The sequence below is a fragment of the Acinetobacter gyllenbergii CIP 110306 = MTCC 11365 genome (assembly GCF_000413855.1).
GTDB lineage: Bacteria > Pseudomonadota > Gammaproteobacteria > Pseudomonadales > Moraxellaceae > Acinetobacter > Acinetobacter gyllenbergii.
In genome coordinates, this window is record NZ_ATGG01000012.1 from 21,013 (window position 1) to 45,583 (window position 24,571).

21 protein-coding genes are annotated in these 24,571 nt (G+C 39.8%); 13 read left to right on the forward strand and 8 right to left on the reverse strand.

Annotated elements, in window-relative coordinates; genetic code table 11:
* Nucleotide 1: 1 nt before the first annotated feature.
* Together F957_RS12985 and F957_RS12980 are read right to left on the reverse strand one after the other, a co-directional pair.
* Complete coding sequence (locus F957_RS12985) at nucleotides 2-1,162, reverse strand: HlyD family secretion protein (RefSeq protein WP_016540853.1); 1,161 nt, start codon at nucleotides 1,160-1,162, stop codon at nucleotides 2-4.
* Between the two features lie 12 nt (nucleotides 1,163-1,174).
* Nucleotides 1,175-2,671: a TolC family protein gene (locus tag F957_RS12980; RefSeq protein WP_016660274.1), complete on the reverse strand. Its 1,497-nt coding sequence runs from the start codon at nucleotides 2,669-2,671 to the stop codon at nucleotides 1,175-1,177.
* Between the two features lie 350 nt (nucleotides 2,672-3,021).
* On the opposite strand from F957_RS12980, the gene serC reads away from it, so the two are divergent.
* Nucleotides 3,022-4,101 carry a 3-phosphoserine/phosphohydroxythreonine transaminase gene (gene serC, locus F957_RS12975; protein ID WP_016540855.1) on the forward strand — a complete coding sequence of 360 codons (1,080 nt, stop codon included), beginning with the start codon at nucleotides 3,022-3,024 and terminating at the stop codon, nucleotides 4,099-4,101.
* 75 nt (nucleotides 4,102-4,176) lie between these two features.
* Here the strand turns inward: serC and F957_RS21615 are convergent, their stop codons facing one another.
* Together F957_RS21615 and F957_RS12970 are read right to left on the reverse strand one after the other, a co-directional pair.
* Complete coding sequence (locus F957_RS21615; RefSeq protein ID WP_004654651.1) at nucleotides 4,177-4,320, reverse strand: hypothetical protein; 144 nt, start codon at nucleotides 4,318-4,320, stop codon at nucleotides 4,177-4,179.
* A gap of 36 nt (nucleotides 4,321-4,356) precedes the next feature.
* Complete coding sequence (locus F957_RS12970; protein ID WP_016540856.1) at nucleotides 4,357-5,295, reverse strand: hypothetical protein; 939 nt, start codon at nucleotides 5,293-5,295, stop codon at nucleotides 4,357-4,359.
* A 234-nt stretch (nucleotides 5,296-5,529) separates the two neighbouring features.
* On the opposite strand from F957_RS12970, the gene F957_RS12965 reads away from it, so the two are divergent.
* Entirely contained in the window at nucleotides 5,530-6,000 is a 471-nt protein-coding gene (locus tag F957_RS12965) for a YaiI/YqxD family protein (RefSeq protein ID WP_016540857.1), read from the forward strand.
* A gap of 7 nt (nucleotides 6,001-6,007) precedes the next feature.
* Nucleotides 6,008-6,901, forward strand: coding sequence for a DMT family transporter (locus tag F957_RS12960; RefSeq protein ID WP_016540858.1), 894 nt, complete (start codon nucleotides 6,008-6,010; stop codon nucleotides 6,899-6,901).
* A gap of 14 nt (nucleotides 6,902-6,915) precedes the next feature.
* On the opposite strand, the gene F957_RS12955 is transcribed toward F957_RS12960, so the two are convergent.
* Nucleotides 6,916-7,497: a PilZ domain-containing protein gene (locus tag F957_RS12955; protein ID WP_016540859.1), complete on the reverse strand. Its 582-nt coding sequence runs from the start codon at nucleotides 7,495-7,497 to the stop codon at nucleotides 6,916-6,918.
* Between the two features lie 25 nt (nucleotides 7,498-7,522).
* Between F957_RS12955 and F957_RS12950 the strand changes: the two genes are divergently transcribed.
* The 4 genes from F957_RS12950 to F957_RS12935 all read left to right on the forward strand — a co-directional run bounded on the left by F957_RS12950 (nucleotide 7,523) and on the right by F957_RS12935 (nucleotide 13,185).
* Complete coding sequence (locus F957_RS12950) at nucleotides 7,523-8,758, forward strand: lipoprotein-releasing ABC transporter permease subunit (protein ID WP_016660275.1); 1,236 nt, start codon at nucleotides 7,523-7,525, stop codon at nucleotides 8,756-8,758.
* Nucleotides 8,751-9,440 carry a lipoprotein-releasing ABC transporter ATP-binding protein LolD gene (gene lolD, locus F957_RS12945; protein WP_016540861.1) on the forward strand — a complete coding sequence of 230 codons (690 nt, stop codon included), beginning with the start codon at nucleotides 8,751-8,753 and terminating at the stop codon, nucleotides 9,438-9,440. Before F957_RS12950 ends, lolD begins: the two co-directional genes overlap by 8 nt.
* On the forward strand, nucleotides 9,433-10,668 hold the full coding sequence (locus tag F957_RS12940) for a lipoprotein-releasing ABC transporter permease subunit (RefSeq protein ID WP_016540862.1): 1,236 nt from the start codon (nucleotides 9,433-9,435) through the stop codon (nucleotides 10,666-10,668). Before lolD ends, F957_RS12940 begins: the two co-directional genes overlap by 8 nt.
* A 90-nt stretch (nucleotides 10,669-10,758) precedes the next feature.
* Complete coding sequence (locus tag F957_RS12935) at nucleotides 10,759-13,185, forward strand: DNA internalization-related competence protein ComEC/Rec2 (protein WP_016540863.1); 2,427 nt, start codon at nucleotides 10,759-10,761, stop codon at nucleotides 13,183-13,185.
* Nucleotide 13,186: 1 nt separating this feature from the next.
* On the opposite strand, the gene F957_RS12930 is transcribed toward F957_RS12935, so the two are convergent.
* Nucleotides 13,187-14,143: a lysophospholipid acyltransferase family protein gene (locus tag F957_RS12930; protein ID WP_016660276.1), complete on the reverse strand. Its 957-nt coding sequence runs from the start codon at nucleotides 14,141-14,143 to the stop codon at nucleotides 13,187-13,189.
* 139 nt (nucleotides 14,144-14,282) lie between these two features.
* Here F957_RS12930 and sppA point away from each other — a divergent pair, with 139 nt between their 5' ends.
* Both sppA and F957_RS12920 read left to right on the forward strand, forming a co-directional pair.
* Nucleotides 14,283-15,305, forward strand: coding sequence for a signal peptide peptidase SppA (gene sppA, locus F957_RS12925; protein ID WP_016540865.1), 1,023 nt, complete (start codon nucleotides 14,283-14,285; stop codon nucleotides 15,303-15,305).
* Nucleotides 15,306-15,463: 158 nt separating this feature from the next.
* The gene (locus F957_RS12920) at nucleotides 15,464-16,255 is read left to right on the forward strand and encodes an alpha/beta fold hydrolase (RefSeq protein WP_016660277.1); all 792 of its coding nucleotides are present in this window, start codon (nucleotides 15,464-15,466) and stop codon (nucleotides 16,253-16,255) included.
* Between the two features lie 38 nt (nucleotides 16,256-16,293).
* On the opposite strand, the gene purN is transcribed toward F957_RS12920, so the two are convergent.
* Both purN and purM read right to left on the reverse strand, forming a co-directional pair.
* The gene (purN, locus tag F957_RS12915; protein ID WP_171068274.1) at nucleotides 16,294-16,923 is read right to left on the reverse strand and encodes a phosphoribosylglycinamide formyltransferase; all 630 of its coding nucleotides are present in this window, start codon (nucleotides 16,921-16,923) and stop codon (nucleotides 16,294-16,296) included.
* Nucleotides 16,920-17,990 (reverse strand): phosphoribosylformylglycinamidine cyclo-ligase, encoded by a 1,071-nt coding sequence (gene purM, locus F957_RS12910; protein WP_016540868.1) that lies wholly within the window; start codon nucleotides 17,988-17,990, stop codon nucleotides 16,920-16,922. Before purM ends, purN begins: the two co-directional genes overlap by 4 nt.
* Nucleotides 17,991-18,124: 134 nt before the next feature.
* Between purM and cxpE the strand changes: the two genes are divergently transcribed.
* From cxpE to F957_RS12890, 4 genes are all read left to right on the forward strand, one after another.
* Nucleotides 18,125-19,318 (forward strand): chloramphenicol efflux transporter CxpE, encoded by a 1,194-nt coding sequence (gene cxpE / locus F957_RS12905; protein ID WP_016540869.1) that lies wholly within the window; start codon nucleotides 18,125-18,127, stop codon nucleotides 19,316-19,318.
* Between the two features lie 20 nt (nucleotides 19,319-19,338).
* On the forward strand, nucleotides 19,339-20,037 hold the full coding sequence (locus F957_RS12900) for a DnaA regulatory inactivator Hda (RefSeq protein ID WP_016540870.1): 699 nt from the start codon (nucleotides 19,339-19,341) through the stop codon (nucleotides 20,035-20,037).
* A 112-nt stretch (nucleotides 20,038-20,149) separates the two neighbouring features.
* Entirely contained in the window at nucleotides 20,150-22,021 is a 1,872-nt protein-coding gene (gene rbtA, locus F957_RS12895) for a rhombotarget A (RefSeq protein ID WP_016540871.1), read from the forward strand.
* A gap of 16 nt (nucleotides 22,022-22,037) precedes the next feature.
* Entirely contained in the window at nucleotides 22,038-24,554 is a 2,517-nt protein-coding gene (locus tag F957_RS12890; RefSeq protein ID WP_016540872.1) for a CSLREA domain-containing protein, read from the forward strand.
* Nucleotides 24,555-24,571: the final 17 nt, after the last annotated feature.

Genomic DNA, 24,571 nt, shown 5'->3' on the forward strand with positions numbered 1-24,571 from the left:
CTTATTTTGCCTCTTCAATTTTAAACAAGACACTCATACCAACTTTTAAGTCTGGAATGCTTTGCTCTGGAACCAAGTGGAACTTAAAACTGCGAATATCATAGCCGCCTGTCTGACGTGTAGTTTTGATGGTTGCAAAGTCACCTTCAGCATCAATATTTTTGACTTTAAAGGTTGCTTTCTGGTTCAGCGCAGGAATAAAGCCTTCTAAAGTTTTAGTTTTATAAACTGAACTATACATGTCTTCGCGAACATTCAAGCTGATCCACAAATCATGATCTTCGATAATGCTGACTACAGGAACACCCGTTGCGACAAGTTCGGTGGGCTTACCGTAAGTTTTAGATACGGTTCCGTCTGTTGGTGAATACAGTTTGGTTTCTTCAGTCAGGGCATTGGCTTCTTTTACTGCGGCTTGAGCCATCGCAACTTGTGCATCGGCAGTTGATTTTTGTTGTTCAGTACTTCCACGTTTGGCACGGGCATATTGTTGATAAGATGCTTCGGCAGTTTCACGGGCAGAGGTTTGTGCTGCCAGCATTTCATCACGGCGTTGACGCGAGATTACACCTTGTTGAAATAAAGTTTCACCACGCTTATAAGTTGTCGCTGCTAATTCTGCTTGGGTTTTCATCGCTTGCCAATTGGCATATAGGGTATCGATATTCTCTTGTTGAGCACCACGATATACCGTTGAATGAAAAGCGGTCGCACTTTGTAATGCCGCTTGTGCTTGTTCTTTTTTCGCTTCTAATTCAGGACTGACAAAACGAACCAATGCTTGGCCTTTTTTAACAGTTTGACCTTCAGACACATAGAACTCTTCTATACGGCTTGGAACTTTGGTGCTGATATGCACTGTTTCTGATTCAACTCGACCTTGTAACTCAATCGCTTGGGGTTGATAGGCTTTCCATAAACCAAATGCAATCAGACCCAAAAGCAGGATTAAAATAATGAAGCCGATAATTTTTGCCTTGCCTTTTTTCGGTGGCTCAGCAGGTGGTGGTTGCTGATTTGAGGTGGTATCAGGTTTGAGTGGATCCACTTTTTCTACAGGTGCAATTTGCTCAGTCCGGGTGTTGGTGTCTTGAGTTTCAGCGGCGTTACCCACTTGATCTGTATCGCGTTCTGAATTGGATGATGATTGATCTTGGCTCATAAATTTCTCCAATTAGCGGATATAGTCAGTACGTGGTTGATTAACATAAAGCTTGAACTCATCAATCGAACCATAGCTTTGTAATAAAGTCGCTAAAGATAAGATGTATTTATATGAATTTATCGCCATCTCACTTCTTAATGCGCTGAAAGCATTTTGTGCATCAATCACTTGAGTCGCCGTACCCATACCTTCTTTAAATGAAAGCTGTTGGATACGTAAGTTCTCTTGTGCGGCTTTGGTGTTTTGGGTTAACAGTTGATGGCTGGTTTGAGATGCATTTAATTCGCTATAAGATTTGTACAGCACATTTTCGACTTCTTGCTTGGTGCGCTCTGTCATTAATTCAGCAGCATATTTTTTCAGTTCGGCAGCACGGATATTTTTATTGTTATCAATGCCAGAGAATAAATTGTATTTGGCCATCACACCGATAATCCAGTTCTCTTTATTGTCCAACCCATATTCACCAAAGGCAAACAAACTTGGTTTTTTCGCAGATTGTTGTACTTTGATATTTTCGTTGGCAAGTTGGGTATCCATTTGTAGCTTTTTAATCAAACTTGAATTTTGATCATAATTTGCAAGTAGTTTGTCCAGTGAGTGATTTTGGCTGGTATTTACAAACAGGGGAGTAGTGAGGTTTAGGGCTTCTTTACTTTGTAATAGGTTTTTGAGACTAAACTGGCTCGCCTGTAGATTTGACTGGGCATTTTGATAGGTACGTTCTGCATTATTCCGCGCCACTTCAAATTGCATGCGCTGGCCTTTATTAATAAAGCCTTGTTTCTCTAATTTGAGCGCGTTGTTATAGTGTTCTTGCATTGCATTTAAATTAAACAGGCTGGCATTGAGTAACTGTTGTTGCAATTGCACATTAAAATAGGATTGGATCATTTCAAAACGTTGTGAATCTTGTTGTTGCTTTTCACTGATGTTTGAGCGTTGCGCTTGAATCGTTGCAATTTGCTTCGCACTGCTAATTTTACCGCCAGTATAGAGCGGCATGACCATTGAGATGGAGGTGCGGACATCATGATCTTTGACCGTAACATCTAAATTATTGGGAACCTGGTTTAACCCTTCATTAACCGTCTGATCAAAACCTTGACTGACTTGATCAATTATTTCTGGCGGAAGCACGTTGCCCCATTGTGATAATTTATCATCAAACCCACGAGTGAGTGAGTTTTCCAGTCGACGTTTACTCGATTCTAGGGGTACGCTGGTTTCACTATGAAATGAATAGGCACGGGCATTTAAATCAATGCGGGGTAAGCCGAGATGTTTTACAGCTTCCATTTCAAGTTGTGAGGCCTGTTGCAAGGCTTGTTGGGCTTGTGTCGAATAGGCATTTTCCACAACATATTGTTCAGCTTCGCTATAACTCAATGTTTGTGCAAATACAGCCGTAGAAAATAGGGCGCAGCTGATTAAGCCTATACTCAAGCTTAACATTTTAGGAAAGTGCTGGACCTTAAAACTCGGTCGATCATGTCGTTTCAACATTTGGTTATGTCGCAATTTAATAATATCCTGACTAAGTCTAAATTCTTTTTGTAAAATTAAAATAATATGTTTTTAATTAAATAGTTATATCTCCACTTTTGGTGTAGTGAAATTGTAAAAAGTAGAGTTTTTAATCTAAATAAATCTTTGAAAAAAAGATGAAAATGAGCTGTTTTAATCGACTATTGAACCTTGGCCTAAAAGATCATTTATACATCCAATAGGATTGAAAAATTAATATCATTTTCTTGGTTAAATTGAAATATTTACGCGATAAGCTGCTGCAAGCTTCGCCAATCTATGGTTAAATTCCCATTCCAATTTGTTCCACTTTAACAAGGGAAAAACTCATGCGTGCTTATAATTTCTGCGCTGGTCCTGCTGCATTACCTACTGCCGTTTTAGAAAAAGCTCAACAAGAATTGTTGAATTGGCAGGGCAAAGGTCTATCGATCATGGAAATGAGTCATCGTAGCAATGACTATGTTGCTGTGGCAGAGAAGGCTGAAGCTGATTTACGTAAGCTCATGAATATTCCTGAAAACTATAAAGTCTTGTTTTTACAAGGTGGCGCATCCCTACAATTTTCAGCAATTCCATTAAATCTGCTTGGCAAGAATAATAAGGCAGATTATATCCATACGGGTATTTGGTCTGAGAAAGCACTCAAAGAAGCGAAACGTTACGGCGATATCAATATCGTTGAAGCAGGTACGCTCATTGATGGTAAACATGCGATTACTGAGCAAAGTGCATGGAACCTTTCAAACGATGCTGCTTATGTGCATTATGCGGATAACGAGACCATTGGTGGTTTGCAATTTGCTGCGATTCCAGAGGTGAATGCGCCGTTGGTTTGTGATTATTCATCTAGTATTTTGTCTGCGCCATTGGACGTCAGCAAATTTGGATTGATTTATGCGGGTGCGCAAAAGAATATTGGCCCAGCGGGTTTAACGATTGTCATTATTCGTGATGATTTATTAGATCAAGCGAAACCTGAAATTCCAAGTATCTTAAAATATGCGGATCAAGCTAAAAATGGTTCAATGGTGAATACACCTGCAACCTACGCATGGTATTTATCTGGTCTTGTGTTTGAATGGTTGCTTGAGCAGGGTGGGGTAGATGCGATCTATAAAGTGAACCAAGAGAAAGCCAAACTACTGTATGGTTATATTGATTCTAGCGATTTCTATAATAACCCAATTGCCATTCCAAACCGTTCAATGATGAATGTACCTTTTACATTAGCGGATGAGGCACTTGAAAAGACCTTCTTACAAGAAGCTGAACAACATCACTTATTGAACTTGGCAGGCCACCGTTCAGTGGGCGGAATGCGTGCGAGTATTTATAATGCTGTACCGTTGGAAGGTGTGCAAGCATTGGTGAACTTCATGGATGAGTTTGCGAAGCGTCATGGTTAAGCCATAAGGTGTCGATAAAATAAAAGCCCTCAACATTGAGGGCTTTTATATGTGAATAGGGTAGTGGTCAAAAAGTTAAAAAAAGCCAATTCGATGAAACATGAGTGCTGCTAAAAACATACCAAGTAAAAAAAAGCAAAAAGCACCAACATCAAGTTTAAGACCTTGATCACTCGAATGAATCAGACTGGTGGTCGTTTGTTCTGGTATAATTTTCATTAGAACGCCTAAAAATGCCATTTATGTGATTTTTTGTCACTTAACTGCAGTTTTAGCATAAATATTGGCCTGAATCCATAGGTTGCCACGAATATATTGGCCAATGTTAAAGTTTTTATACAATTCATTTTTGGTGGCAATACGAATTAAGATTGCTGGTAAATCATCTTCTAATACCAGCGTGACATCATAAAGGGTATATTCATCCTGCATAAACTGCATTGATGTTTTACCGACGATATTACCTTGGAACCATGCTTCATCTTCTTGACCAAGCGTTTCACCGAATAAGTAAGCCACCATTTTAGAAAAGTCGACAGTGACAGGTTCTTGATCTTCTGGTGTTTTTGGTTGCCAGTCATTAATCAGTTCTTGTAAGTTTTCTGGTGCAATTCCATTATGTTCTGCCAAAATTGCATTTAATGCACGGTGATGTTTAATTGAAGCAGGGTCGTCAACAATGATTTTCTCATCGTCAGATACCGTTTCCAATTCATATGCCCAAGCATTAAATTGAACTTGATAGGTTTGATTCTTGTCATATTGACAGCTATTTACGCTGAATAAATTATCGAAAGCATAAATAATGGTATTTTTATTTAAGTTTAAACGTAATACCGCCTGAGTCGAAGAATTACAGCTAATAATTCGTTCGATTTGCGCATCATATTTATAAGGACTTTCAAAACTTGGAAATGCTGTTTTTAATGCACGTGGTTTTTGGTCTTCAACGGCAATAATCTGGTTGATCGAAACGGCTTGACCACTTGGGCCTTGAATCAACCAAAATGATTGATCCATCTCATGTTCATCTTGGCATAGTCCCATTGGCATTACGGGTGCATCAAGTGCCAATCCTAACCATTTGGGAACATCTGTTTCGGGCGTATCGGTCAATAAGTTCCAATGCTCGACATGATTACCGAAATTTTGATCTTGAATTTTAATGGTTTCTGGACTGTTTTGATTTTTCATAAAGCGTAATGCTAAAAAGATTGAACTTACTCTATTAAATCGAGGGTAACTGTCATATTTCAAGTCTGAATCTGTAATTCAGTACAAATTAATTTATTTTTTAGCGTGAAATATCAATATGCTGTTCAAGCACGAGACATAGCAACAATCAGCCTAATCACATGCATGATCTTCACTCTACTTTTACCGTAATCTGTTACACTGTGTTTTTTATTCTCAAGAGCTTTTGCCAACGTGCTGCCATTTAAATTGTGGGTAGATGCTGATGCTTTGCCTAAAATTTTGCGTGAAGTGATTCTGAGAGCATCTGATCGTTATCAACTCGAAGTTACTTTTGTTGCCAATCAGAATGTTGGTATTACCCCATCACTAAGGATTAAATCCATTCAAGTGATGAGTGGGGCGGACCAGGCTGATCAGGAAATCGTAGATCGCATGCAAGAGAATGACATTGTCATTACGCAGGATATTCCGCTTGCAGCACAAGTGATTGAGAAAGGTGGTATTGCCATTCATCCACGTGGTGAAATTTATACGACTGCCAATGTGAAAGCACGTCTGCATTTGCGTGATTTTATGGATACCTTACGCGGCGCAGGGGTTCAAACGGGTGGCCCGCCACCAATTTCAGAACGAGATAAGCGAGAGTTTTCCAGTTCACTGGATCAGACCATTTTAAAACAAAAACGTAAAACAGCTTCTTGAGTTTGCCATGCCATCACGTATCAATTTAATGCTGACTTATGGTCTGTTGGTCTTCATTTGGGCAACTACACCTTTGGCGATTGTATGGAGTGTTTCTGATATCCATCCGATGTGGGCATTGGTGATACGTTTTTTTATTGCCTTACCATTGTCGGTTAGTGTGTTATGGCTGTTAAAGGTGAAATTTCCGACCCATAAAGTTGCGTTATTGAGTTATGCTGCCGGTTCTTTAAGTCTGATTGGTTCGCAGATCTTTACTTATGCCGCAACGGCATATTTGAGTTCAGGTTTGATTGCCTTGATGTTTGGCTTAGCGCCGATTATGGCGGGATTGATTGGGCGTTTTGGCTTTCAACAGAAACTGGCAGGATTACAGTGGTTGGGTATGGCAACATCGATTGTTGGACTTGCGATGATTTGCTTAAGTGGCAGTCAGCAACATGTACAGCCAATTGGTATTATTTTAATGCTGGTGAGTGTTTTTTCATATTCATTATCCATTTTCTTAGTGAAAAAGATTAACGCAGACTTACCTGTTATGGCGCAGGCAACGGGTTCAATTCTAGTTTCAACACTATTGGCGATGTTATTGTTGCCTTGGATTTGGCAATATGCACCTACGCATTTTCCTTCTGTTAAATCGTTATTGGCGCTGATATATACTGTCGTTATGGCTTCGCTGATTGCGATGTTTTGTTACTTCAAATTAGTGCAGAACTTGAAAGCCACCACCTTGTCTCTGACCACGGTGATGACACCGATGCTGGCGATTTTGATCGGAGCATACTTGAACCATGAACAATTATCTGCTCAGGTTTTTATTGGGGCGAGCATTATTTTAATCGGGTTAGTCCTTTATTTCTTTAGAGACCTACGCGCATATCGCCGTTTAAAAATATAACTGATCCTTAGTTTTTAACTGGCTTCTGCGGGTTGCGTTTGTCGAATACTGGCAGCCAATTTAGCGCGATCCTGTGGGTTAAGAGTAATGAAATAGGCGCCAATTCGGAATTTACCTTGTTCTTCCGCAGTACTGTGCGCCACTTGCGCTGTTGCTGCAATATGGAAAAAGTTTTCAGGATGACTGAGGGTGATATGGATATAAGTACCTTCGTTAATATCTTGAGAACTAAAGAAACTTAAACCATTCTCAGAAAAATTGACTTGCTCGGGTACGGGCAGTAATGATTGCACGATATTGTCGTAAAAAGAGCCTGTAATCAGATTCAATTTTTGGTTAAAAAGGGATAAGATGCGAGCAATTTGTTGATCTTTTTCATTTAATTGTTCTAATTCGTAGCGAAACGCATGATCAAATTGATCTAATTCTGCAAGTAGTAGAAAATAGCGCGGTAATACGAAATGGGAATCATATGGGTCATTCAGCGCAACATCATCTGGAATGATTTGATAGTTGATTCTCAACACGGCATCAATACGAGACATCACTCGACGTTCAGTGTTGTCGTCAACAAGATGATGTTGTGAATTTTCCATAATAAATCACCTCGGACTAGATGGTATGTTTAAGCCAATTTCGCTGTATATAGGGTTGAGATACACTCGTGCTCAGCGGAGTAATCATTTTATTTCTTTTGTCGCTTTGGTTTCCATGATCGGCTTGACGCTTGGTGTCGCTGTGCTCATTACAGTATTATCTGTCATGAATGGTTTCGATCGCGAATTAAAAAATCGTGTCCTTGGAATGGTTCCACAAGCCACTGTTTCTTCTACTCAAATTCTAACAGATTGGCCTGAGCTTGTAAAAAGAGTTGAGAATCACCCACATGTGACCGGGGCTGCACCTTTTACTCAACTACAAGGCATGCTAAGTGGGCAGGGTCAAGTGGCTGGCATTATGGTGACGGGGATTGAGCCTGAATATGAAAAGAAGGTTTCGATTATCCAGAACCACATGGTCTCAGGTGATTTAAATGCATTGAAGAAAGGTGAGTTTGGGATTGTCTTGGGCAAGGACATGACCGATGCACTGGGCCTTGGCTTAAATGATAGTGTTACCTTAGTGCTGCCCGAAGCCACACCATCACCTGCAGGTGTCGTGCCACGTTTTAAACGTTTTAAAATTGTTGGTATTTTTAGTGTGGGTGCAGAAGTGGATTCAATGGTCGGTTATATCGCCTTGAATGATGCCTCTACCTTATTGCGATTACCAGATGGTGCACAGGGTGTACGTCTTAAAGTGGACGATATTTTTGCTGCTCCCGATGTGGTTAATCAGATTGTTAAGCAATTACCTGATAATTTTTATGCCACAAGCTGGAAGGAAACGCATGGGAGTTTATTCAGTGCAGTGAAAATGGAAAAGAATCTTGTCGGTTTGCTCCTGTTTCTGATTATTGTAGTGGCTGCATTTAATATCGTATCGTCATTGGTCATGGTGGTCACCGATAAAAAGGCTGATATTGCGATTCTACGTACTTTGGGGGCTTCACCCGCATTTATCACCTCCGTTTTTATTGTACAAGGCACAATTATTGGTGTCGTGGGTACAGTGATCGGCGTTATTTTAGGGAGTGGTTTTGCATTAACGATAAGTGATTTGGTCGGCTGGTTAAATCATACTTTTGGACTGAATTTATTCAGTGGTTATGTTATTGGCTATTTACCCTCTTATTTACGTTGGCAAGATGTCCTCATTGTTGTGACCGCATCTTTGTCTATCAGTTTTTTAGCAACAATTTACCCCGCTATTCGTGCAGCGAAAACGCAACCAGCTGAGGCATTACGTTATGAGTAAGATCGTTCTAGAATCAAAAAATATCTTTAAGCATTTCGATGATGGCAAAAGTAAAGTTGAAGTGATCAAAGGCTTATCCCTTCAAGTCAACGCGGGCGAGTTCGTTTCAATTGTGGGTTCAAGTGGTTCAGGTAAGAGTACCTTATTGCATGTGTTAGGTGGCTTGGAGCAACCTTCACAAGGACAGGTGTTTTTACAAGGTCAACGCTTTGATAATTTAGGTGAAGCAGAGCGTGGCTACAAACGTAATCAATACCTTGGTTTCGTTTATCAATTCCATCATTTACTCCCTGAATTTTCTGCCTTGGAAAATGTGGCGATGCCGTTAATGTTGCGTAGAGAAAGCAACTTTAAGGATGTGAAGAAGCAAGCCGAATATTTGTTGGATCGCGTTGGGCTATCTCACCGTATGGATCATAAACCAGGTGAATTATCGGGTGGTGAGCGCCAACGTGTGGCTTTGGCACGTGCTTTGGTCACGAAACCTGCGGTGGTGTTGGCAGACGAACCGACTGGAAATTTGGACCGTAAAACAGCGCTCAGTATTTTTGAATTGCTTACTGATCTGAAAAAAGAACTCAACATGGCGATGTTAATCGTGACACATGATGAGCAATTGGCGCAGTCAGCTGATTCAATTTTGCATATGCAGGATGGTATCTGGGTGGGTGAGCATGTTTAAACCCATTTCATTTTTTATTGGGCTAAAATATACACAAGCCAGAAAAAAAAGCCGTTTGGTGTCATTCATTTCTTTGATGACCATGATTGGTTTGACTTTAGGTGTGGCGGTACTGATTACGGTGTTATCCGTGATCAATGGTTTTGATCGGGAATTGAAAAACCGTATTTTAGGCATTGTGCCACAAGCGACCATAGCATCCAGTCAAATTATGACCAATTGGGAAGGTTTGGCGACAGATATTGCTAAACAACCCCATGTGCTTGCTGTTGCACCTTATACCCAGTTGCAAGGGATGTTAACGGCACATGGTCAAGTAACAGGGATTATGATTTCTGGGATAGAGCCGGAATATGAAAAGAAAGTGTCTATTGTTCATAATTACATGAAAGAAGGGCATTTAGAGTCACTACAAAAAGGGAAATATGGAATTGTTTTAGGTCAAGATCTAGCCGACAGCTTAGGACTGAAATTGAATGATCCTGTAACGCTAGTCTTGCCAGAAGCGAGCAATTCATCAGCAGGTGTTGTACCTCGCTTTAAACGTTTTGAAGTGGTCGGTATATTTAAAATAGGGACTCAAGTCGATTCGATGGTTGCTTATATTGCCTTGAATGATGCAGCTACCTTATTGCGCTTACCAGATGGTGCACAAGGCATTCGCTTAAAGCTTGATGATATTTTTGCTGCACCTGAAATTTCTGAAAGCATTATCAAACAATTACCAAGTAATTTTTATGCTTCTAATTGGACTTATACCCAAGGCAATTTATTCAGTGCCATTCAAATGGCAAAAAATATGGTGGGGTTATTACTTCTACTCATTATTATCGTGGCAACTTTTAATATTATTTCCTCCCTGATGATGCTGGTGACTGATAAAAAATCAGATATCGCAATATTACGTACCTTAGGGGCATCACCGTTATTGATTACTCAAATTTTTATGGTACAGGGTACGATTATTGGGGTGATTGGAACGGGTTTAGGGACTGTTTTAGGCATTATTCTCTCTTTAAGTATTGGTGACATTGTCTCTTGGATCAATAACACGTTTGGCTTAAATTTATTAGATGCTTATTTTGTCCATTACCTGCCGTCATATTTACGTTGGCAAGATGTATTGCTGGTAGTGAGTGTCTCATTATTGTTGAGCTTGCTTGCAACAATCTATCCAGCATTGAGAGCTGCAAAAGTTCAACCTGCTGAAGCATTACGCTATGAGTAAGTGATAAATATTTTAATTTAATCTCTTGTTAAAGCCCTGAAAAAGGGCTTTAATTTTATCTTTAGAATAATTAAAACTTAATTTTAGAAAATGTTGAAAATTGTGTTAATCAGCTGGATTGCTGGTATTGCCCTGATGGGGCACGATGTTAGCTTTGCTGCACAGACTGGGTGGATTTGGCTAGCGTTAGCGAGCGTGATATTCGGTTTTGGTTTATATAAAAGAACGTTATATTCTGAATCCGCTGCCTATACGTTTTTACTTTTGATTAGTACGAGTTGGGCCGTATTCTGTATGGGTTTTAATTATGCAGATTCAGCTTTAGAAAAACGATTAAAATTAAAAGAGCTGGAAGTACAAGCCTTTGAAGCCATTGTTTATATCAAGAAAATAGATCAGCTTTCGGCAGAGGGGCAGAAACAAATTGCAGAAGTATTGAATCGACATGCTCACCCCGTCGATTGGTTACTTTATCTGAATACAGCAAAACAACCCGCGATTCCGGACCAGACTTTAGCACTAGGCCATTATTATCGGATCTATGGCAATATCAAACCTGCACATAGTTATGCTGTTGCAGGTGCTTTTGATCAGGAAAAATGGTTTTTGCAGCAAAATGTTATGTCGGCATTTTCGGTGACACAGATTCAGCCATTAAGTCGTGATGAAATCTATCGTCTCGGTTATCAACCGCATCTTAAGCAGCAGCAAACACTACAAGAAAAATTTTTGCTCAATGTTGAGATGCTGCGGTTGTCATTCCGTAAAATGCTGCAAGCGAGTAGGCTAGAGCACAACGGTTTGTTATTGGCTTTGCTGACAGGTGATGAAAGCTTGTTATCAAATCGGTTAAAGCAACAATTCCAACAATTGGGAATTTCACATTTATTGGCAATATCGGGTCCACATGTTTTGGTTTTTGCACTGATGCTGACATGGGTGTTGACGTGCATGGTACAGCGTTATGTACCAAAATTATATTTATGGCAACCACGACAGGTTTTAGTACTGTTGCCTTTTGGATTCAGTGTACTGTTATATGTGGCCTTTGTCGGTTTTGAAATTCCTGCGCTGAGAACTTTATTAACCGTGATTATTGCCAGTATTTTTCTATGGTTTAGGCAGTCGATTCAGCCATTCGCACTATTGGTTTATAGCGCAAGCTTATTACTGATTTTTGATCCATTCAGTATTTTGTCTGCTGCATTCTGGTTGTCCTATGGAGCGTGCTTTATTCTGATACGCATCTATCAAACCATTAGAGATACACCTCAAGAACAAGTCATCACAACGACTCAAAAACTACTTCTAGCTGCAAAACTTCTGATTGAGTCACAATGGAAAATATTTATTGCATTACTGCCTTTGGTGCTTATTTTCTTTCAGCAAATTTCATGGCTTGCACCGGTCAGTAATCTGATAGCCATTCCATTGCTTAGTGGCGTAGTGGTGCCTTTAGGGATTATCGCAGCATGTATTTGGTTATGGATTCCTGCACTAGGACAACTGCTCTTTCAACTGAGTGATGGATTACTGGCTATTTTGTTATGGCTACTCGATGGCCTACAACATATTTCACCTGAGTTATATGGCGTCAGTTATACACCTTGGATGCTGCTGAGTTTTATTGTTGCTATCGTGATTCTATTTCTGCCGAGAGGTATTGTCCCTAAGCTATGGTCGTTGGTATGTTTTTTACCAATTTTTCTCGGGATTAAAGTCCAGTCAACTGTATTGACTATTCTTGATGTCGGACAAGGACAGGCAATATTTTTACAGCATCCGCAACTGAGCTTAATGATTGATACAGGTGGGTCATATGATGAAACTAAGTTTAGCTTAGGGGAGCGCGTCGTCATTCCTTTTTTAAGGCAGCAAGGGATACGGGCATTGGATCATGTGATTTTGTCTCATCTGGATCAAGATCATAGTGGCGCATTTGCAGCAATCCAAAATGCTTTTGCAATTACTCAAGTACAGTCCAATCAGCATAATGAAAAAATGCCATTTAAAAATAATTTCTCATTGTGTCAACAAGGCCAGACTTGGTCATATTCAAATCTAAAAATAGAAATTTTATCACCCGATCAGGAGGGTTTGGCTGTTGCAACACATCAGCAAAATGAACAGTCTTGTGTGGTCTATCTGCAATTTCTGAATGCACAACCTTATCAATACTTTTTGATTATGGGAGATGCAGGATGGGAAACTGAATATAAGCTATTACAACAATATCCTAATTTAAAAGTAGATGTTTTGGTTTTAGGGCATCATGGCAGTAAGCACAGCTCTGCTTATGATTTTTTAGCTGCATTAAATCCTAAATTAGCAATCGTTTCGGCAGGTTTTGAAAATCGTTATGGTCACCCAAGTCAAGAATTACAAAGCCGTCTGCATGCTTTAGATATCCCTTTACTCAATACTGCACAGACAGGGAGTCTCAGTTTTGTATTTAATAATGGTGTTGCTGAATTGAAGCAACAAAGACAGCAACGAAAATGGTTACAACGAGAATAGCCTAAGTGTTCTCTTGTTGTTGAGTTTGGAGACGTACTTCAGCCACTTTTGCCAGCGCTTCATTTTCATCAATATCATAGATTTTCTTTAACGCGGGATTAGCACGAAAACGTTTGTAGCTCCAGTGATAATGTTCTGGGTAACGTCGAATCAGTTGTTCTAAAGTTTGATGAATAATTAAAGTGCCATCTTCGGCATTACCTTCATAGATTTGAGGATTGATCGGTTCGACATACATATCAAAACCATCTTGATCATTTCTTTTTGTATAGATGAGGAGGGCCTTTGCCTTGGTTTTTTGAATCAGTTTGGCACTGAGGCTACTGGAGGCAAGCGGAATACCAAAATAGTTGATCATGTCCCCACCGTGATCAGGGGTGTGGTCAGGTAAAATCGCTGTAGTTCCACCTTGTTTCAAGGCCTTAAAAATCTGTCGAACCCCACTTTCATCTGTAGGAACTAAATGGGCTTGTTCGCGACTACGTGCATCACGGACAAACTGGTCAGCATCTGGATTTTTAACTGGTTTATAGAGGATTGTCATTTGAGTGTATTTTGATAACCATGAGTTCATGACTTCCCATGTACCAAAATGAGGGATGACTAAAACTAAGCCTTTCTTTTCTGCGACAGCTTCATGGAAATAATGTTCGCCATGAATGTTGTGGATTCTTTGAATATTTTTTTTATTTGTTGAGCCCCAAATGCTTAAAAACTCGAAATAAGAGGTCAGTTCGTTTTGTATTGCCTGCTTAGTGAGTTTTTGTCTTTGTTGTTGTTCCATGTCTGGAAAAGCAATTTGTATATTCAAGCTGATAATTTTTGAAAGCTTAGAAAGCGAAAATGTATTGACTAAGGCCGCAACCAAGCGTGCAAAGAACCGCCCTAATCGGAGTGGCTGACGACTAACAAGTCTGATAAGACGATAACTTGAACTGTTTGATTTGGGCTGAGTCATGTATTCAAAATTAGAAAAATTACAAAGGGAAGTATAAAGCAAAAAATAATTATAAGTTAAAACAAGTTATTTAAACAGTTTTGCGTAAATCCGCGTATATAATAAAGTCACTTTTTAAAATCTATTGGATTGGAATCTTATGTCCGATTGGCCACCAAAACCACAAAATGAATCTACAAATAGTAATAATGTGACAGGCAAAGAATGGCAAATTTTAGAAAAAGCTGTTCTTGCTTCTGTGGAAGAGCAACGTCGGAGTCGTCGTTGGGGCATCTTTTTTAAATGTCTAGGCTTTGCGTATTTGCTGATCGTACTGTTGGCAATGACCAAAAGTTGTACCTCGTCATCAGATAAAGCGACCACCAGTATCAGCAGCAATCACTTAGCTGTGGTCGATATCGTGGGAACCATTGATTCATCTGCAGGTCAGTCTACAGTGAATAGTGAAGATACCAATAAAGCGCTGAAACGTGCATTCGAAGCCAGCGGCAGTAAAGCCGTTGCATTGAATATCAACTCACCAGGTGGTTCACCAGTACAGTCAGATGAAATCTGGCAAGAAATCCGTTACCTGAAAAAACAGTACCCCGATAAAAAAGTCTATGCTGTCATTGGAGATATGGGAGCATCGGGTGCGTACTATATTGCTTCTGCAGCAGATGAAATCATTGTTAATCCATCGAGCTTAGTCGGTTCGATTGGTGTGATTATGCCAAATTATGGTTTAAGTGGACTAGCACAGAAGCTAGGCATTGAAGACCGTACCCTGACTTCAGGCAGTAATAAAGATATTTTGAGTATGACCAAGCCACTTGATCCTGCACAAAAGCAACACGTGCAATCAGTATTGGATAATGTACATACTCACTTTATTAATGCTGTGAAAGAAGGACGTGGCAAGCGCTTGAAAAGCAATGATCCTGCGGTGTTCTCAGGTTTGTTCTGGACTGGTGAGCAGGCGATTGCTTTAGGTGTTGCTGACCGTAGCGGTAGTTTGACCACATTGATGCGTGATCTAAAAGTCGAGCAAAAAGTGGACTACACGGTTCAGCGTAACCCATTAGAGTCAATCTTAGGGCGTATGGGTGCTAAAATTGGTGAGGGGATCAGTAGTTCGCTTGCGGCTCAACTTGAGACTCAGCAGAACGCGAAAATACAATAATATCTATGCTTTGATCAAAGCACTACGTTGATTTTAATGGGGCTGTGTATATCACAGCCTTTTTTATTCGAAAAATAACTGGACAGTTATCCTTTTAATTTGCAATACATCTGTAGAGCAGGATAATTGATCAATCAGTGAAAATAAAAGACAAGCTTATGAAACCTTTGATTCATTTTGCCCATGCCAATGGTGTTCCGTCTAAAGTTTATCAAAAGCTGTTTGATCAGTTAAAAGATCAATACGATATTATCTATGTTGCTGAGATTGGAAATGACAAACGTTATCCAATTACCCATGGCTGGACGCATTTGGTTGACCAAATTATTGATAGCATTGTGCAGCAAGCACAAGGGCGTACAGTGATTGGTGTAGGGCACTCATTAGGCTCGGTCTTGACACTGATGGCGGCTTATCGCCGCCCAGAGCTATTTTCACAAGTCATTATGCTCGATCCACCTTTAATTATTGGTAAGTCGTCTTTTATTTTTCATCTTGCCAAAATCTTTAAACCTAAATTAGTGGATAAAATCACCCCAGCAGGTTTGTCGGTACGTCGTCGTGATCATTGGGATTCGCGGGAGCAAGCTGCGGAGTTGTTAGGTTCGAGAGGTTTTTATCAGCACTTTGATCCAGATTGCTTCCAAGCCTATATTGCACATGCTTTGACGGATGATCATCAAAATGGCGGTGTAACACTCACCATTCCTAAGGATGATGAAGTGGCCATGTTTAGAACTACGCCATCCATGTGGTGGTTACCAATGCCGAAACCTTCTGTACCTGTACATTTGGTTGTGGGACAAGACAGTGTTTTCTTAAAAGAAAAGTTCCCGCAAGTGGCGAAAAAGAAATTAGGTATTCCTTTTTCTGTCGTGGATGGTGGACATATGTTCCCCTTGGAACATCCAGTGGAAACGGTTGAGAAAATCAAAAGCTTGGTGGTTTGAGCTAATAAAAAACACATCCGAAGATGTGTTTTTTATTTTTAAAACTGAGCAAATTGAATCGGTCGTTCTAAGGGCTTCTGGTTGAAATAAGCTTGACCATTCCGCCAAGTCAGTTGGCCATTACATAGCCATTCTGCAACTTGAGGATAGATGAAATGCTCAAGTTCATGCACACGTTGTGCTAGGCTTTCTACGGTATCGTGTAAACCGACTTGAATTGCTGATTGTGCAATACTTTGTCCTGCATCGAGCTCCGCCGTGACAAAATGAACTGTACAGCCATGCAAGCGATCTCCAGTATTTAATACACGTTGATGTGTATTCACACCTTTATAAAAAGGCAGCAGAGAAGGGTGGATATTTAACATTTTACCTTGCCATTGACTGACAAAGTTCGGGGTTAAAATCCGCATAAAACCAGCAAGGATTACTAGATCAACTTGCCATGCTAATAATTGTTGATGCATGGCTGCATCGAAGCTTTCGCGATTTGGATAATCTTTATGTGAAATAACAGCGGTCGCAATATTGGCGTTCTCAGCACGCTGCAATGCATATGCATCAAATTTATTTGAGAGGACACCAATGATTTGCCCTGACAGATTTGCATCTATCAGGGCCTGTAAGTTGCTACCGTTGCCTGAGACAAGGACAGCAATTCTCATTATGCAAAGATCACGCGAATTTTTTCGTCAGCGCCTTCAACTGATTCAGCATTTTCTTGGATATAACCAATTTTCCACGCTTTTTCGCCTTGCGCATTTAATACAGCAATAGCTTTGTCAGCTTCGCTTGCATCGACTGCAATCACCATACCTACGCCACAGTTAAAGGTACGATACATTTCAAAGCGTTCTACGTTACCTTCACGTTGTAACAACTGGAATAATTCAGACCATTCCCAGCTTGACTCGTCAATGACAGCTTGTGCGCCATTTGGAAGAACACGCGGTAAGTTACCCGGTAAGCCACCACCAGTAATGTGTGCCATTGCATGCACATCAACTTGTTTGCAAAGTTCGAGTACTGGTTTTACGTAGATACGTGTTGGTTCCATTGCCACATCGGCAAGTGGGCGACCATCAACGATTTGAGTTAAGTCTACATTCTTAACATCTAAAATTTTACGTAGTAATGAGTAACCATTAGAGTGTGCGCCACTTGATGCGACACCAAGAAGTACGTCACCAGACTTCACTTTAGTGCCATCAATAATTTTGCTGTGTTCTACAACACCCACCGCAAAACCAGCAAGATCGTAATCTTCACCTTCATACATGCCCGGCATTTCAGCAGTTTCACCACCGACCAATGCACAACCAGCAAGTTCACAACCTTTACCAATTCCTGTTACGACATCAGCAGCAACATCAACATTTAAATGACCTGTTGCATAGTAGTCCAGGAAGAATAATGGCTCAGCACCACAAACAAGTAAGTCGTTTACACACATTGCAACGAGATCTTGACCAATCGTGTCATGACGGTTGAGGTTGAGTGCTAAACGTAATTTAGTCCCTACACCATCTGTTCCTGATACCAATACAGGCTCTTCATAACCTTTTGGAATTTTGCATAAAGCACCGAAGCCGCCAAGACCGCCCATTACTTCAGGACGAGTGGTACGTTTAGCGACAGATTTGATACGATCGACCAATGCGTCTCCCGCTTCAATGTCGACGCCAGCATCTTTATAGCTTAAACCAGTATTTGGGGTAGAAGTTGAGTTGCTCATAGTGAAGTCTCCGCAGTGGCGGCAGATTATAACCTGAATATACGAAACTCTTATGTTATTTATGCTCGAAAATGCTATCTTTAATTAAATTTTTTTTCCATTTATAACGATTACACGAAAAAAGGCTAGATTTTATGCAAGATCAGGTACTACGTCGTATCTTTATCCTCGCTGGGCTCGCATTATTGCTTTGGGTGCTTTATCTACTGAAGCCCATTGTGATTCCTTTTGTCGGTGCTTTTTTCATTGCCTATTTATTTAGCCCGCTGGTTGATGTTCTTGTAAAAATTAAATTGCCGCGCTGGTTAGCGATCAGTATCGTATTTATCGGGATTGGCGTAACTTTAACCATGGTTTTGTGGTTCTTAGTGCCTTTGATTTGGAAACAGTTAATGTATGCGCGGGATAGTATTCCTGCAGGAATTCACTGGATTAATGCAACCTTCTTACCATGGGTGTCGCATACTTTTAATGTCGTGCCAATGGAAATTGACACGGAGCAGATCACTAAAGCTTTAATGGATTATATTCAGACCAATTACAGTGCAGATAGTATTCAAACCATGGCATTAAGAGTTGCTCAATCTGGTTTGAATTTTATCCAAATTGGCGGGGTTGTGATCCTGATTCCAATTATCTCTTTCTACTTTTTACTAGATTGGGAGCGAATGCTGCAAAGCTTTAGACGTTTAATTCCGCGTCCTTATGAAGCTTCAACTTTAACCATCGTTCGTGAATGCCATAGTGTATTAGGTGCTTTTGTAAAAGGCCAATTCCTCGTTATGCTTTTATTGGGTATCGTTTATGCTGTGGGCTTACAACTGATTGGTCTTGAAGTTGGCTTGATTATTGGAATGATTGCTGGTTTGGCCAGTATTATTCCTTATTTGGGTTTTGGTGTCGGCATTATTGCGGCGGTGATTGCAACATTGTTTCAATTTGGATTGGACTGGACGCAGATCCTTCTGGTTGGTGTTGTATTTATGATTGGGCAAATGGTCGAAGGCTATATTCTTCAACCATTCTTATTGGGCGATAAAATTGGTTTATCGCCAGTTGCGGTAGTTTTTGCTGTACTCGCTGGGGCACAACTCGGTGGATTTTTGGGGATGCTGATTGCTTTACCTGTCGCAGCAGTCATTGTGGTACTGTTAAAACATGCACGTGATAATTATGAAAAAAGTCGACTGTATGGTTTACCAACAGAAGTTGTGTTGGTCGAAGGCGAAACTCAGCATATAAATGTTGAAACAGGTCATGTAGAACTTGATATTCATATTAAAAACTCTCAAGATACAGAGACTTCAAACTCGAATGACTTAAAGTAATTGAGGAACACATTAAACATATGCGTCAACTCCAACTGGATATAGAACCTCAACTCGATGCCCGAATCAGTGATTTTTCGGGGCCGGGTTGGGGACCTGTGGTTGATGCGGTAAGACAATTACATGCAGGCTTGGTGAGTCGATTCTATGTTTATGGTGGGGCGGGCACTGGTAAGAGCCATTTACTGTCTGCAATCTGTGACTCTTATTTGGAATTAGGTCGCCCAGCAATTAAAGTCTCATTATTAGAATTATTAGATGCTCCGATTGAAGCGATTACCTCCTTGGAGTTTTATGATCTAGTCGCGTTAGATGATATTGATGCAATTAGTGGTGTTCCGCACTGGCAAAAAGCCGTTTTTCATTTAATCAATAATCATGAAGGGCAGTTGGTTTTTTCCTCTCGTGTTGCACCTATTGAATTAAAGCTGGAACTACCAGATTTACAATCAAGACTGACCCAAGCCGTTAGTGTCAAAGTGCCAAATGGTAGTTCCTATATTGATCGACAAGCGCTACTACAGTCGGTCATGACCCGACGAGGGATTCATTTTGATCAACAGATTGTTGATTATTTATTAATGAATGGGCCGCATCAGGCATCCATTTTATTGCAAACATTAGCTCAACTTGAAAAAATGTTGAAAGGCGAAAAAACCAAGCTTTCAAATACAACGCTTAAGCAAATTTACGCATTGATTGATGAATATCGCCAATAGCATAAAATTTCTTGAGTAATTTCGAGAGCTATGACAAAGTACGCACAAAGGAATGTGCTTGCAAACCCCTAGTTTGTAAGACGAAGAAAAATGAAAAAAGAAGGAGATCGGTATGCTCAAACGGACGCTTGCCTGCGCTTTATTTACGATTACAGGACATGCATATTCTGCGGATATTCAAGTGACAACGCTGCTTGATGATGAGAATTATACCGGTTGCTCGTTACGAAATGCTGTAGGATTTATAAATAACAGAAGTCAAAAAGAATTCGAAAATGGTTATCGTGGATGCGGTAATAAAGATATAAGCAGTATTATTATTTTACAGCGAGATCAGACCTACCAACTGAATAAAGCATTGGAAATTAAGGCATCAATGGCAATTCGTACTGCAAGTAGTGATGGCTTTAATGACAATAAAAAAGGCTTAAATAATGCGACACTCAAAATGGTGGGTTCGGATCGCCTTTTTGTAATTGACGATAATAATGTGGAAAGTCCTTTTCTTGAAGTTAAGTTAAGTGAATTAAATTTACAAGGCGCCTCTCATAAAGTAAATAATGGTGGCTTGATTCTTAATCGTGAAAGTTTATCAATTGATTACTCAAGATTAACAGGTGGGGCAGCAAATCGAGGTGGGGCGATTTATAACGTTGGTATTCCATCTGGAGATAAAAAAACAGCTGGATATGTTAATGCCAGTTATAGTCTTTTTCAGAACAATAAAGCTGATCAAGGTGCAATTATTTTTAGTGAGATGCCAAGATATTTAATTACTAAATCTGTACTACGCGATAATGAGGGTGTGGCGGGTCCAGATGGCGCTTCACTGTATGTTTTGAATGGCTTTAATAATGACACCGTCGGCGGTGCATTAGCTGATGGAATCTATGGAATTCGAAGCAGTACCATCTTTCATAACAAAGGTGGCTATGTTGCAAATATCCGTGAAGGCATGATTCTCAATAACAATACCATCATCAAAAATGCTGCTGGCTTGTATTTACAATCGTTAAATCGGAAAGTAACAACTACTGAAAATGGTGAAACCAAAGTTGAGGAATTCCCAAGTGCTTATGTGTCCAACAGTATTCTGATTGCCAATGGCAATAGCAACTGTGGCAGTATTTCGACCGATACGACCATTGTACAAAGTAATTTGACGACAACGGACTGTAACCGAAATCCTGGTGACCGCTTGCCAAACTTTATGTGGAATGCAAATGATCCTGAGCAAGCAGTAATTGCTGGGGGTACAAACGATGAAGGTGTTTGCGCAGCGCCACCAGCAAAAGGTTTACTTTGCCCATATACGATTCCCAAAGACCAAATGTTAGGTTTCTTTAAGCCGCGTTTATTAACATCATATAAACAACTCACGGATTCCCTGATTGTCAACAAAGGGCGAATTTATAGTGATGGGACCAGTTTTAGTCTAGGGAATTGTGAGGCGAAAGATCAACGTGATAAAGATCGTACAGGTTTTGATGAGCTCTGTGACCTTGGTTCTATAGAATTGGTTGTGGATCGTAACAATGTCTCAGTTGAAGGAATGGATATTCGATTCAAGGAGATTGCCAAATTTAATATTTCTAGCAATTTATTAGATGGAGAGTTGTTAGATCCAAATACTTGTGAGCAGCTTTTAGGAAAACGCTCGGATGGGCAAGCTTGGCAATATGGTTGCTTAGACATCGTACAAAATCAAACACCATCTAAGGGTAAGACCACCATTGATCAAGATGGTAATGTGACCTATGTTCCTTATAGTGATTGGCATGGAGCCGATATATTTAAACTGCGTATTATGACGACGATTACACGCTTTAATAATGTAACGAACTATTATATTGAGATTCCTACAAATATTGTGCAAGACCCACCAGATACATTTAAAAGTAAAACCGTAAATGTGGGGAGTTTTGGGTTTGGTGCTATTCTTGCTTTATTCGGCTTAATAGGATTACGTCGTTTTAAATCATAATCAGGGATGTGATGAGATGAAACATTATAAGAAAACAATTTTAGCGACGATGATGTTGGCAACCATGCCATTGTTGGCTGCAACAAATAATGCACCGATCAAAGTCACAACTTTTGCAGATGAGGATGGAGAAAACGCCAATGCCTGTTCATTACGTGAAGCATTAAAAACAGCTGAAACACGCGTTGCTTACGGTGGATGTGCGGTAACAGATATCTCATCTACTAGGCAGAAGCTTATTCAGCTTGAAAAAGGCGTCTATACGCTAAAAAAAGAACTTGATCCAAATGTTAACGTATCAATTCTTGGTGCAAGTCCAGTTGATTGGGAAGGAAAGAATGTTCTTGTCAATGATGCTGTAAATCAATACCCAGCGCAAATTGAGTTGAAAACTACGATTAAAGCGGAAAACTCACGTATTTTTAATACGACACGAGGGGCCAAAAACTTAAGTTTAACCAATCTAATCTTAACTGGAGGTCGAGCCACGGATTTTGGTGGTGCCATCTATGCGGGTGCGGATGTTGTACTGCAAAGCAGCCAAATTTTAGATTCACAAGCCATCAAGGAAGGAGGGGCAATATTTATGGCAGGCCCTTCTTCGACACTGACGATGACCAAGAGTTTGATACAGGGCAATAAAGCTGAAAAAGGCAGTGTATTGTCTATGGGCTGTATGACAGACGCTCGATACATTCAAAATAACTCAGTTTTGACCGCGAATAGTTTTGTCGGAAATGGGTCGCAAAATTCAAGTAGTATGTTTGAGTTCTGTGGTGAGGTTGCTGCAAATATCAGTACCAATACAATTGCAAAAAATATTGTAAATAGCTCTACTGGTAATTTAATCAAATTTACTGGAGATACCAAAGTTGGCACTGATCCCAATAATCGTCCAAGCATTTTAAGTGATAAAAGCAAATTAGAATTAAAAAGCAATACTATTGTCGAAAATACGGCGTTCACTACGCTGCTCTACGATAAGTTGGGTCTTAAAAATTTGCTCTTTAATGTGATCGCCTATAATGGTGATAGTAATAGTTATGCTTGTCGATATTTGTTTGGCAATGTGGCTGATCAGGAAAAAGTTAATTTTGGCCTTAGCTATAATGCGGTGGTACTCAAAGAGACTGATTCAACCATACCTGTTAATAATGTATGTGATGTACCAAAAGCGTCGTTAAAAGATAATAAGACCAATTTGAATGTAAGTAATATTAGTATTACAACACTGTTAAGTCCAATGCAAACGCCTTCTGCTTACACGGCTTTTATGCCGATGTATTATCCAAAGCCGAATGTAACAGAGGTTAAAGTTGATGATAAGACTACCAAGAAAGTAGGTTTATTGGATATTGACGGTATTGGCTGTAGTGATGTTGACCAACGTGGCTTGGCTCGTATTACAGATGGCACATTACATTTTGATCCAACTTCTCGTAATCGTTGTGATATTGGTTCAGTTGAATTAATGCAATTCAAAGCTGGTGATTTACAAGATTTAAGAAATATTTCAATTAGTAATTCAGTACAGGCTTACCAAGATCAATCTGACTTTTTTGATAATTTGGTGAAAAATCCCAATGACCCAGATTTCTTGACGTATTATAAATACAGACTAGCTGATTACCAAAGACTATTAAAGTCTACAAAAGACAATTTGCATTATCGTGCCATTTATATTGATCTCAAAAATTATCAACTGCCTTTACCGCAAGATATAGAAGAGGGCGGTAAGTATAAACTACAATTTTTTGATCCTAATTTATTTGATGTTAAAGCTGAGCCTTTAGGTACGGGCTTGATTGATGGTGATATCGTCCAGATTGATGAAGATGATAAAAAGAATTTGGTGTGTACTTGGGATAATGAGTTGCAGCAAATTATCTTTTACCGACTAGATGATGAAACTACTGCAGATGTAGATAAGGTTTTTTGTAAATATACCATCACTTCTAAATCATCAACACCTGGCCCTGCAGTTAGCTCTTCAGGATTGCTTAAAGCGTCTTTTACGAATATTGCACCTGTCGCAACGGATACTTCTTTAACTTTTAAATATCAGGCAAAGCAAAAGTTAAGTTTGAATTTACTGAATTTCGCAAACGATGATGGTGATACGGGCAAAGGTGGACCAGGGCCAGAACAGATTCCAAATAAACCTAAGTTCTGGAAGAATAAAGATGGTATAGAACTACCAATTCGATTGAGCGAAATTCCGACTAAAGATCTTACTATTACAGCAGACCGCCAAGGGCCTTGTCCTGAACCAGATCAAAAAGAAACTTGTTATGGTGGGAATATTTATGTACAGGAAGTTAACGCATTTAACCCATTTAACTTTGATTTTAAATATCAGGTTTATGATGCAGATGGCATGAAATCAAATGAAGCGATAGTGAGAACGATTAATACGGCAACAACGACAGATGATACTCGTACGGCAAATGGGGGCGGAGGCGGAGGTAGCTTTGGTTTCTACTCTGTATTTGGATTATTTGGATTATTGGCTTATCGTCGCTTTAAGAAATAAGTTAAACCAATAAAAAA

Bases quoted from the DNA above. Each gene is read 5' to 3' on its own strand.
- F957_RS12985 (WP_016540853.1), bottom strand. From the start codon at position 1,162: ATGAGCCAAGATCAATCATCATCCAATTCAGAACGCGATACAGATCAA.
- F957_RS12980 (WP_016660274.1), bottom strand. From the start codon at position 2,671: ATGTTGAAACGACATGATCGACCGAGTTTTAAGGTCCAGCACTTTCCT.
- serC (WP_016540855.1), top strand. From the start codon at position 3,022: ATGCGTGCTTATAATTTCTGCGCTGGTCCTGCTGCATTACCTACTGCC.
- F957_RS21615 (WP_004654651.1), bottom strand. From the start codon at position 4,320: ATGAAAATTATACCAGAACAAACGACCACCAGTCTGATTCATTCGAGT.
- F957_RS12970 (WP_016540856.1), bottom strand. From the start codon at position 5,295: ATGAAAAATCAAAACAGTCCAGAAACCATTAAAATTCAAGATCAAAAT.
- F957_RS12960 (WP_016540858.1), top strand. From the start codon at position 6,008: ATGCCATCACGTATCAATTTAATGCTGACTTATGGTCTGTTGGTCTTC.
- F957_RS12955 (WP_016540859.1), bottom strand. From the start codon at position 7,497: ATGGAAAATTCACAACATCATCTTGTTGACGACAACACTGAACGTCGA.
- F957_RS12950 (WP_016660275.1), top strand. From the start codon at position 7,523: ATGTTTAAGCCAATTTCGCTGTATATAGGGTTGAGATACACTCGTGCT.
- lolD (WP_016540861.1), top strand. From the start codon at position 8,751: ATGAGTAAGATCGTTCTAGAATCAAAAAATATCTTTAAGCATTTCGAT.
- F957_RS12940 (WP_016540862.1), top strand. From the start codon at position 9,433: ATGTTTAAACCCATTTCATTTTTTATTGGGCTAAAATATACACAAGCC.
- F957_RS12935 (WP_016540863.1), top strand. From the start codon at position 10,759: ATGTTGAAAATTGTGTTAATCAGCTGGATTGCTGGTATTGCCCTGATG.
- F957_RS12930 (WP_016660276.1), bottom strand. From the start codon at position 14,143: ATGACTCAGCCCAAATCAAACAGTTCAAGTTATCGTCTTATCAGACTT.
- sppA (WP_016540865.1), top strand. From the start codon at position 14,283: ATGTCCGATTGGCCACCAAAACCACAAAATGAATCTACAAATAGTAAT.
- F957_RS12920 (WP_016660277.1), top strand. From the start codon at position 15,464: ATGAAACCTTTGATTCATTTTGCCCATGCCAATGGTGTTCCGTCTAAA.
- purM (WP_016540868.1), bottom strand. From the start codon at position 17,990: ATGAGCAACTCAACTTCTACCCCAAATACTGGTTTAAGCTATAAAGAT.
- cxpE (WP_016540869.1), top strand. From the start codon at position 18,125: ATGCAAGATCAGGTACTACGTCGTATCTTTATCCTCGCTGGGCTCGCA.
- F957_RS12900 (WP_016540870.1), top strand. From the start codon at position 19,339: ATGCGTCAACTCCAACTGGATATAGAACCTCAACTCGATGCCCGAATC.
- rbtA (WP_016540871.1), top strand. From the start codon at position 20,150: ATGCTCAAACGGACGCTTGCCTGCGCTTTATTTACGATTACAGGACAT.
- F957_RS12890 (WP_016540872.1), top strand. From the start codon at position 22,038: ATGAAACATTATAAGAAAACAATTTTAGCGACGATGATGTTGGCAACC.